Origin of the sequence: Mycolicibacter senuensis (genome assembly GCF_003284925.1) — a bacterium.
GTDB classification, from domain to species: domain Bacteria; phylum Actinomycetota; class Actinomycetes; order Mycobacteriales; family Mycobacteriaceae; genus Mycobacterium; species Mycobacterium algericum_A.
In genome coordinates this window covers 1-8,746 of record NZ_QMEX01000141.1, presented here as the reverse complement: position 1 = coordinate 8,746, position 8,746 = coordinate 1, and the positions used below count along the sequence as shown (strand labels likewise).

At 68.8% G+C, this 8,746-nt stretch carries 9 protein-coding genes, 1 tRNA gene and 1 pseudogene; 4 read left to right on the top strand and 7 right to left on the bottom strand.

Annotated elements, in window-relative coordinates; genetic code table 11:
• Window positions 1-415, bottom strand: a pseudogene (locus DQP56_RS20330) (DUF2249 domain-containing protein); the annotation flags it as partial.
• A gap of 366 nt (window positions 416-781) precedes the next feature.
• On the opposite strand from DQP56_RS20330, the gene wag31 reads away from it, so the two are divergent.
• Together wag31 and DQP56_RS20320 are read left to right on the top strand one after the other, a co-directional pair.
• Window positions 782-1,579 (top strand): DivIVA-like cell division protein Wag31, encoded by a 798-nt coding sequence (gene wag31, locus DQP56_RS20325; RefSeq protein WP_112688529.1) that lies wholly within the window; start codon window positions 782-784, stop codon window positions 1,577-1,579.
• 65 nt (window positions 1,580-1,644) lie between these two features.
• Complete coding sequence (locus DQP56_RS20320) at window positions 1,645-2,016, top strand: hypothetical protein (RefSeq protein WP_112688527.1); 372 nt, start codon at window positions 1,645-1,647, stop codon at window positions 2,014-2,016.
• Here the strand turns inward: DQP56_RS20320 and DQP56_RS20315 are convergent.
• From DQP56_RS20315 to DQP56_RS20305, 3 genes are all read right to left on the bottom strand, one after another.
• Window positions 2,013-2,693, bottom strand: a complete 681-nt coding sequence (locus tag DQP56_RS20315) for a phosphoribosyltransferase (protein ID WP_112688524.1) — start codon at window positions 2,691-2,693, stop codon at window positions 2,013-2,015. The genes DQP56_RS20320 and DQP56_RS20315 overlap by 4 nt on opposite strands.
• 255 nt (window positions 2,694-2,948) lie before the next feature.
• Window positions 2,949-3,920: a carbon-nitrogen hydrolase family protein gene (locus tag DQP56_RS20310; protein WP_112688522.1), complete on the bottom strand. Its 972-nt coding sequence runs from the start codon at window positions 3,918-3,920 to the stop codon at window positions 2,949-2,951.
• 442 nt (window positions 3,921-4,362) lie between these two features.
• Window positions 4,363-4,448: transfer RNA gene (locus DQP56_RS20305), tRNA-Leu, on the bottom strand.
• A gap of 114 nt (window positions 4,449-4,562) precedes the next feature.
• On the opposite strand from DQP56_RS20305, the gene DQP56_RS20300 reads away from it, so the two are divergent.
• Complete coding sequence (locus DQP56_RS20300; protein ID WP_112688520.1) at window positions 4,563-5,897, top strand: M20/M25/M40 family metallo-hydrolase; 1,335 nt, start codon at window positions 4,563-4,565, stop codon at window positions 5,895-5,897.
• Window positions 5,898-5,918: 21 nt separating this feature from the next.
• Window positions 5,919-6,449: a YbhB/YbcL family Raf kinase inhibitor-like protein gene (locus DQP56_RS20295; protein ID WP_112688517.1), complete on the top strand. Its 531-nt coding sequence runs from the start codon at window positions 5,919-5,921 to the stop codon at window positions 6,447-6,449.
• A 105-nt stretch (window positions 6,450-6,554) separates the two neighbouring features.
• Here DQP56_RS20295 and DQP56_RS20290 read toward each other — a convergent pair whose 3' ends face one another.
• The 3 genes from DQP56_RS20290 to DQP56_RS20280 form a co-directional block, all read right to left on the bottom strand.
• A complete protein-coding gene (locus tag DQP56_RS20290; protein WP_205868937.1) occupies window positions 6,555-7,622 on the bottom strand; it encodes a quinone-dependent dihydroorotate dehydrogenase in 1,068 nt (355 codons plus the stop codon).
• A gap of 5 nt (window positions 7,623-7,627) precedes the next feature.
• The gene (locus DQP56_RS20285; RefSeq protein WP_112688514.1) at window positions 7,628-7,894 is read right to left on the bottom strand and encodes a DUF5703 family protein; all 267 of its coding nucleotides are present in this window, start codon (window positions 7,892-7,894) and stop codon (window positions 7,628-7,630) included.
• On the bottom strand, window positions 7,891-8,746 hold an 856-nt coding region (locus DQP56_RS20280), incomplete at its 5' end, for a YncE family protein (protein ID WP_112688512.1). The genes DQP56_RS20280 and DQP56_RS20285, both read right to left, overlap by 4 nt.

Below are 8,746 nucleotides of genomic sequence, written 5' to 3'. Positions count from 1 at the left end.
GCAGCAGGTCGGCGACCTTGCCCAGCAGTGCCTCCAGCAGCACCCGCAGCGCCTCGACGTGCGCGGCGATCTGGACGCGGTCGGTGTCGCGGGCGATGCGCGCGGCGGCCTGCTCGATCAGGTGGGTCTCGCCGAGCAGCCCCTCGACCAGCAGCCGTGACCGCTCGACACCCGCTGCGGCCGGATAGATCAGTTCCACCGCTGCCCGCAGCTGGGGCCGCACCGCTTGCTCGATGAAGGCCTGCACCGTGCGGTGGGCGTCGTCGAATGCCGGACCGGCCGTGCCCACCGCGGCGAACACCGCCGCCCCGAGCGCGGCCTGGCGGCCGAGCAGCTCGGCATAGGCGGCCCGTACGTCATCGACGGCGGCTGAGTCCGCCGCACTGGTCGCTACGACCACGTCGTTGGTTGTCATCTTTGAGAGTCCTTCCGATTGGGCGTCACCTGCGTCGGCCTTCCGGGCCACCTGCCGTCAATATTTACGGGTAGGCCTTGTAGATAATACGGCCCGGGTGGCCGGCCCGGTAGACCGCGGGCCCGGGATACGAGCCGGATCGGGACCGCTCTACCGGCCGAGATCGACAATCGCCGTCATCAGTTGTGTTTGCCGAAACGTGATTCCTGTGGCAGCAATTTGAAATTCGCTCTTAATATCATTCTCATTGCCGAGCCCAGCACCTGATGTGACAGGATGGACGGCAGTTACTACACGGCTAGCGTATTCCCGGTCGACCTAGACTTGCCCGATCGGTGCTAACTACCTGACTCAAGGGGGCAGACCATGCCACTAACACCGGCAGACGTGCACAACGTGGCGTTCAGCAAACCGCCGATCGGGAAGCGCGGCTACAACGAGGACGAGGTCGACGCCTTTCTCGACCTCGTGGAAGGCGAGCTGACCCGCCTCATCGAGGAGAACGCAGACCTGCGCCAGCGGGTCAGCGAACTCGAACAGGAGCTCGCCGCGGCCCGCGCCGGTGGCGGCGGCCAGCAGTCCACCACCGCGATGCCGGTCTACGAGCCGTCCCCCGAGCCGTCGGCGCCGCAGCCGGTCGCCGCCGCGCCGGAGCCCCCCACCGAAGACCAGCACCTCAAAGCGGCCCGCGTGCTGAGCCTGGCTCAGGACACCGCCGACCGGCTGACCGGTACCGCCCGGGCCGAGTCCGAGAAGCTGATGGCCGACGCCCGCGCCAACGCCGACCAGATCCTCAGTGAGGCACGGCAAACCGCCGAGACGACCGTCGCCGAGGCCCGGCAGCGCGCCGACGCCATGCTGGCCGATGCGCAGACGCGGTCCGAGACCCAGCTGCGCCAGGCCCAGGAGAAGGCCGATGCGCTGCAGGCCGACGCCGAACGCAAGCATTCCGAGATCATGGGCACGATCAATCAGCAGCGCACCGTGCTGGAAGGCCGCTTGGAGCAGTTGCGCACCTTCGAGCGTGAGTACCGCACCCGGCTCAAGACCTACCTGGAATCTCAGCTCGAGGAGTTGGGCCAGCGGGGTTCGGCGGCACCGGTCGACACCAGCGCAGCCAGCGACGGCGGCGGGTTCAACCATTTCAACCGCGGGACGAACTGAGCCCCGGGACCGCGCCGCCGCGCCCGGGAATCGAGTAGTCTGCCCCTCGGGCGGGAGGTGAATCGATGTTGATCATTGCGCTGGTATTGGCGGCAATAGGGCTTGCTGCGCTGGTGTTCGCCGTGGTCACCAGTAATGCTTTGGTGGCGTGGGTATGCATTGTCGCGAGCTTGCTGGGCGTGCTGTTGCTGATTGTCGACGCGCTGCGAGAACGGCGCGGCGTTAGTCGGCCCCCGGCTCCGGAGCCGGGTGGGGAACCCGAAGCTCCGGATGCCGTCGTCGACGAGGACGACGAAGCGGCGGCCGAGACGGCCGAAGCGGCGGACGAGGCGGACGAGGCGGCGGACGAGGCGGACGAGGCGGTTGTCGCGGACTACGACGACGAGGCGGCCGAGGAGACGGCCGACGAGGAGCCGGTCGCGCACCCTGCGGACTAACTCGCCGTGGTAGTCGGTGTGGCCAGCAGGTCCCGGACTTCGTCGTCGCTGACCTGACGGAAGTCGAGATAGGCCTGGCCTACCGCGTCGAACGAGTCCGGTATCGTCGCGCACACCACGTCGTCGGCCTCTTGGGCGATCTTGCGGCACGCCGAGAGCGGTCCGACCGGCACCGCGACGACGGTGCGGGCTGGTTCGGCCGACTGCACCGCCCGCACCGCCGCCAGCACGCTTGCTCCGGTCGCGATGCCGTCGTCGACCAAGATCACCACCCGGCCGTGCATATCGGCAGGTGGCCGGTCGCCGCGGTAGGCGTGTTCGCGGCGGCGCAGTTCGGCTGACTCGCGGTTGATCACCGACTGCACTTCGTCGTCGCCGATGCCCAGGCTGCTGAGCACCTGGTCGTTCATCACCACCTGCCCGCCGGCCAACGCGCCCATCGCCAGCTCGGGTTGCTGCGGCACACCGAGCTTGCGGACCAGGAACACGTCCAGCGGGGCGTTCAGTGCCGCTGCCACCTCCCAGCCGACCGGAACCCCGCCGCGGGCCAGACCCAGCACCAGCAGGCCGTCGGCGTCGCGGTAGTCGGCGAGCCGTTCGGCCAGCGCCCGGCCGGCGTCACGGCGGTCGCGGAAGGTGCGAGCCGACGTCGGGTGCGAGCGGCCTGGACGAGTCATGTCCTCACCAAGCCTACGACTTGGGACCGGTTGTCGCCGCCGAGGCGCGGCAGGCGGTCTGCCGCTCGGTCTCAGCTGCCCGGTGAAACGTGGCGTTCGCTTCTCGGCGAAGGCTTTCCGGCTCCTCGCGGACTGCACCGCCGTTTCCCGCCTTTCACGCCTTCCCCGCCCCGGACAGTCCCGGTCAGGTTCTCACCGCACCGCCGTTTCCCGCCTTTCACGCCTTCCCCGCCCCGGACAGTCCCGGTCAGGTTCTCACCGCACCGCCCTCGCGTCGTCCGAGCCGTCCGGTTCAGCGGCCGGCGTCGGCGCCGAAATGACTGCGTTGCGGGCGCTGCTGTTCACGGTGAGGGTGAAGACGTCTGGTCGTGAATAGTGGCCGGTAACGTCGAGGTCGTACTTGCCGCGTACCTGGTCGTCGAGATCGAGGTCGGCCACCAGCATGGTTTCCTCACCGTAAATCGGCCCCGCGAGGACGTCGCCGAGCGGTGAGACGATCACGCTGCCGCCGCGAATCAGACCGTCCGAGTTCTGTTGCGGGTCGTAGTTTCGGTAGTTCTCGGGCAGGTCGGCGGTGCTTAGGTACTGGCAGGCGCTGAGCACGAAGCACCGGCCCTCGTATGCGATGTGCCGCATCGTGGACTGCCAGATCTCACGGTCATCGACCGTGGGCGCGCACCACAGCTGCACGCCCTGCTGGTAGGTGGCGAGGCGGAACTGGGGCATGTAGTTCTCCCAGCAGATTGTCGCGGCGAACCGGCCGGCGGGCGAGTCGAACACCTCGATCGTCGACCCGTCACCTTGACCCCAGATCAGCCGTTCGCTCCCCGTCGGCATGAGCTTGCGGTGCTTGCCCAGCAACTGCCCGTCGGGGCCGAAATAGACAGCCGTGCAATACAATGTCCCGCCGTCACGCTCGACCACACCCACGACGATCGTCATCCGTGACTGGCGCGCGAACTCGCCGATTTGCTCGGTCTCCGGTCCGGGCACCGTCACCGCTGACGAGCAGTACCGCACGTACTCGTCTCGGCCGGCCGGCGTGCGGGACCCGACGACCGCGCCGAACGACAGCCCCTTGGGATACCCGCCCACGAACGCCTCCGGGAACACTAGGAACTCCACCTCCGCCGCCTTGGCCCGGTCGACGAAGTCCCGCAGCTTGGCGAGCGTTGCCGCGGTGTCAAACATCACGGAGCCGACCTGTGCAACCCCTACTTTCGGCATGCCGTTCCTCCAAACCGTTTGGTACACCGATCGTATGAGGGGCAGCGTCGGGCAGAAGAAACTCGTGCGGATCGCTGCTTGGCCCTCGCGAGCCAGCCAACCCCGGCTCTCGTAACCACATGCTGCGTCCCGAAGGTGGTGGCGGGCGTCGGAGCGACCGCTGCGCGAACAGGTTGTCAGACCGGCGGTCAGAAATCGTCGGCAGGACCAATGTCGAGGATCTTGGCGAGCATCCTCGTCAATCCGCTGAGGCCGCCGTCGGCGCGCGCCGTTTCTTCGCTTGGCCGCAGTTGCCCCTTCGCGCCGACGTTCCAATCAGAATAGTCGACGTCTAGGACGGAATGAGGGGATCAACGCGGTGCCCATCGGACGTCAGCAAATAGGAAAAGGTCGCCCAGGCCAGTCCAACCCGATTCTCCTAGGTACACAGCTAACAAAATTGTGTCCGAGGGGGGACTTGAACCCCCACGCCCGTTAATAGGGCACTAGCACCTCAAGCTAGCGCGTCTGCCATTCCGCCACTCGGACCTACCCGGCTCGGGCCGGGCAGCTAAGGCTAACGGATGCCGATCGCCGGACCCAAACCCAGCCCGTACCGCACCATCCCGTGGCCGTGACGGCGAGGTGGTAGGAAAGGTAACTGTGACGGTCTGTCCCGATCCTGCCGACGAAGTGGTCGAACTCGTCAGTGCGCTTATCCGGTTCGACACCTCCAACACCGGTGAGCCCGAGACCACCAAGGGTGAAGCCGAGTGCGCCCGGTGGGTGGCCGCCCAGCTCGAGGAAGCCGGTTATGAGACCGAATACCTCGAGTCCGGAGCGCCGGGCCGGGGAAACGTCTTCACCCGCCTGAAGGGCAGCGATCCGTCCCGCGGGGCGCTGCTGATCCACGGCCACCTGGACGTGGTGCCCGCCGAGGCGAGCGAGTGGAGCGTGCACCCGTTCTCCGGCGCGGTCACCGACGGCTACGTGTGGGGCCGCGGCGCGGTCGACATGAAGGACATGGTCGGCATGATGATCGCGGTGGCCCGCCACCTGGCCCGCGCCGGCATCATCCCGCCGCGCGATCTGGTGTTCGCGTTCCTGGCCGACGAGGAGGCCGGCGGCAAGTACGGCGCACACTGGCTGGTGGAGAACCGGCCGGATCTGTTCGCCGGGGTCACCGAGGCGATCGGCGAGGTCGGCGGCTTCTCGCTGACGGTGCCGCGTCGTGACGGGGGAGAACGCCGGCTCTACCTGATCGAGACCGCGGAGAAGGGCTTGTGCTGGATGCGGTTGCGCGCCCACGGCCGCGCCGGGCACGGGTCGATGATCAACGACGACAACGCCGTCACCATTCTGACCGAGGCGGTGGCCCGGCTGGGCAGACACCGGTTCCCGTTGGTGCTCACCGAGGCCGTCGAGCAGTTCCTGGCCGCGGTCGCCGAGGAGACCGGGCATGCCATCGACGTCGATTCGCCGGACCTGGAGGGGATGATCGAGAAGCTGGGGCCGATCGCCCGCATCGTCAACGCCACCCTGCGCGACACCGCGACCCCGACCATGCTGCAGGCCGGCTACAAGGCCAACGTGATCCCCGCGACGGCCGAGGCGGTGCTGGACTGCCGGGTGCTGCCCGGCCGTCAGGCGGCGTTCGAGGCCGAGGTTGACGAGCTGATCGGCCCGGACGTCACCCGCGAATGGATCACCAACCTGCCGCCGGTGCAGACGTCCTTCGACGGCGATCTGGTCGAGGCGATGAATGCCGCACTGCTGGCCTGCGACCCCGACGCGAGGACCGTGCCCTACATGCTGTCCGGGGGAACGGACGCAAAAGCGTTCGCGCAATTGGGTATTCGCTGCTTCGGGTTCACCCCGCTGCGGCTGCCGCCCGATCTTGATTTCTCCGCGTTGTTCCACGGCGTCGACGAGCGGGTTCCGGTCGACGCACTGGAGTTCGGCACCCGCGTACTGCATCACTTCCTGACACACTGTTGACCCCGACGAGAGGATGAAGCCATGACCAACGCCCCCGACCCGTACGCCGCACTGCCCCAGCTGCCCACGTTCACGCTGACCTCGACATCGCTGACCGACGGCGGGACACTGGCCAAACCGCAGGTCAGCGGGATCATGGGGGCGGGCGGCGAGGACGCCAGCCCGCAGCTGAGCTGGTCGGGCTTCCCCGAGGAGACCCGCAGCTTCGCGGTCACCGTCTACGACCCCGATGCGCCCACCGCATCCGGCTTCTGGCACTGGGCGGTGGCCAACCTGCCGGCGACCTGCACCGAGCTGCCGGAGGGCGTCGGTGACGGCAGCCTGCTGCCCGGTGATGCGCTGACCCTGGTCAACGACGCCGGGATGCGCCGCTACGTCGGCGCCGCCCCGCCGGCCGGGCACGGCCCGCACCGGTACTACGTCGCGGTGCACGCCGTCGACACCGAGAAGCTGGACCTGGCCGAAGACGCCAGCCCGGCCTACCTCGGTTTCAACCTGTTCATGCACGCGATCGCCCGCGCGGTGATTGTCGGCACCTACGAGCAGAAGTAGCGCCGAAGTAGGGCAGCCGTAGCCCCTGCCCCGCGAGGGTGCGTGCTTGTACATCTGCGATCGGCGAGTCGCGTACAGACCCGCACGCTCGCGGGGCTGGGAGGGCTACCGAGTGGCCGAGCCGACCGCTTCGGTAAGCGATGCGAACCCGCCGGCACGCAACCGGTCGGCCAGGCCGTCGTGGATGTCGCGGGCCCACAGGCCGCCGCCGTAGATGAACCCGGTGTAGCCCTGCAGCAGCGAGGCGCCGGCGGTGATGCGCTCCCAGGCGTCGTCGGCGGTCTCGATACCGCCGACGCTGATCAGCACCAGTCGGTCACCGACACGGGCGTACAGCCGCCGCAGCACCTCCAGCGCCCGGCGCGCCACCGGCGGACCGGAGATACCGCCCGGCCCCAGCTCTGCCACCCCCGGGGTGGCCAGGCCGTCGCGCGACACCGTGGTGTTGGTGGCCACGATGCCGGCCAGGCCCAGTTCCACCGCGAGGTCGGCGACGGCGTCCAGGTCGTCATCGGCCAGGTCCGGGGCGATCTTGACCAGCACCGGCCGGGTGGTCTCGGCACGCACCGCGGCCAGGATGGGCCGCAGCGCTTCGACCGCCTGCAGATCGCGCAGCCCCGGGGTGTTCGGCGAGCTGACGTTGACCACGAGATAGTCGGCCAGCGGCGCCAGCAGCCGGGCGCTGGCCTGGTAGTCGTCGACGGCGTCCTCGGCCGGGGTGGTCTTGGTCTTGCCGATGTTGACGCCGATCGGCACGTCGGCGTCATGGCGGGCCAGCCGGGCGGCCAGCGCGCCTGCGCCCTGATTGTTGAACCCCATCCGGTTGAGCAGCGCGCGGTCGTCGGGCAGCCGGAACAGCCGCGGCGCCGGATTGCCCGGCTGCGGCGCCGCCGTCACCGTGCCGACCTCGGCATATCCGAAACCCAATGCGCCCCAGGCTTTCAGTCCGACACCGTCCTTGTCGAAACCGGCCGCCAGCCCGAGTGGACCGGGGAAGTGCACGCCGAACACCGTGCTGGCCAGTATCGGGTCGTGCGGCGCCAGCCGACGCCGCAGTGCTCGGCGAGTCGGGGACAGTGCGGTGGCCCCGCGCAGCGCCGCGAACGCGAACGTGTGGCTGCGTTCGGGCGGTGCCAGAAACAGCGCGCGGCGCAGCGCGCCGTACAACTCCATACCGGCTATAACCCCGGCTGGTCGACGCAGCGGTCTCCGCTGATCGCACTTATTTGAGATTTTTTGCGGCGCAACAGTACCCGCCTGCTCCCATCGGTATACAGCCGCACCCGGGTCAGCTCCCAGCCGCGATACTCGGCTTCGATCGCCAGCCGGGTCGAGGCGCCTATCCGGGTGACCTCCGGTGGCAGCCGCAGCGGGATCCATTCGTACTCATCGGACAATTCGGATTCCCAGCTCGCGGGCAGCCGGCGTGGGCGCAGCGTGGTCATCGTTGCCTCGTGGCGTGCTCGATCACCTGGACTCCGGCCTCGGCGCCCGACACCACGTACAGGGTGTCCGACGTGTCGTCGAAGGCCAGGGTGTTCGGTTGCTGCACGGTCGGGTATCGAACCTTTTCCACAGGGATTCCGGTGGTCAGATCGTAGCCGACCACGGTGTTCGTCGCGGTCTGCGACACCCACGCGAACCCGCGCGATCCGGCCAGCCCGTAGGGGGATTCCGGCACCGGGTAGGCCTGTCGCAGCATCAGCGGGTCGCTGCCGTAGACCAGCAACTGACCACCGCGGGTGTCCGCCGCCAGTACCGGCCCGTGCGGATCTGCGGCCAGTGTCGTCGCGCCCTGGCCGGCGCGCAGCGCGTACTGCGGCTTCCCGTCGGCGCCGACGGTGGTCACCGACGTCTGGCCACGGTCCAGCACGATCGAGGTATTGCCTTGCGTCACAATCTGATCGACGCGGGCGAAGATCGTCGTCCGTTCGGCGGTCCGGGAGCCCTCGGCGGTCAGGGTGTAGACGGCGCCGTCCGCACTGCCCAGCACCAACGTGCCGTCGCTGCGCCGGGCGATCGCGGTGAAGTCGACGTCGGCAGCGTCATCGATGTCGACCCGGCTGGCGCGGCGGGTGTTCAGGTCCAGCGTGAAGTAGCCGCCGCGGCCGGACAGGTAGACGAACCCGCTGCCGTCGCCGGTCAGCGCGGTCGCCGGGCCGGCCATCGGCACCGCCGGGTGGCCGGGTGCGCCGATGAGGTTGACGGTCGCGGGTGCCTGCGGGTCAGGTCCGGGCGACAGCGCCACCAGCAGGCCGGTCGCGGCGTGTTGCGAGCCGAGTTGGCGGTGCTCGACG

Coding starts and splice junctions, on each gene's coding strand:
- wag31 (WP_112688529.1), top strand. CDS start 782: ATGCCACTAACACCGGCAGACGTGCACAACGTGGCGTTCAGCAAACCG.
- DQP56_RS20320 (WP_112688527.1), top strand. CDS start 1,645: ATGTTGATCATTGCGCTGGTATTGGCGGCAATAGGGCTTGCTGCGCTG.
- DQP56_RS20315 (WP_112688524.1), bottom strand. CDS start 2,693: ATGACTCGTCCAGGCCGCTCGCACCCGACGTCGGCTCGCACCTTCCGC.
- DQP56_RS20310 (WP_112688522.1), bottom strand. CDS start 3,920: ATGCCGAAAGTAGGGGTTGCACAGGTCGGCTCCGTGATGTTTGACACC.
- DQP56_RS20295 (WP_112688517.1), top strand. CDS start 5,919: ATGACCAACGCCCCCGACCCGTACGCCGCACTGCCCCAGCTGCCCACG.
- DQP56_RS20290 (WP_205868937.1), bottom strand. CDS start 7,622: ATGGAGTTGTACGGCGCGCTGCGCCGCGCGCTGTTTCTGGCACCGCCC.
- DQP56_RS20285 (WP_112688514.1), bottom strand. CDS start 7,894: ATGACCACGCTGCGCCCACGCCGGCTGCCCGCGAGCTGGGAATCCGAA.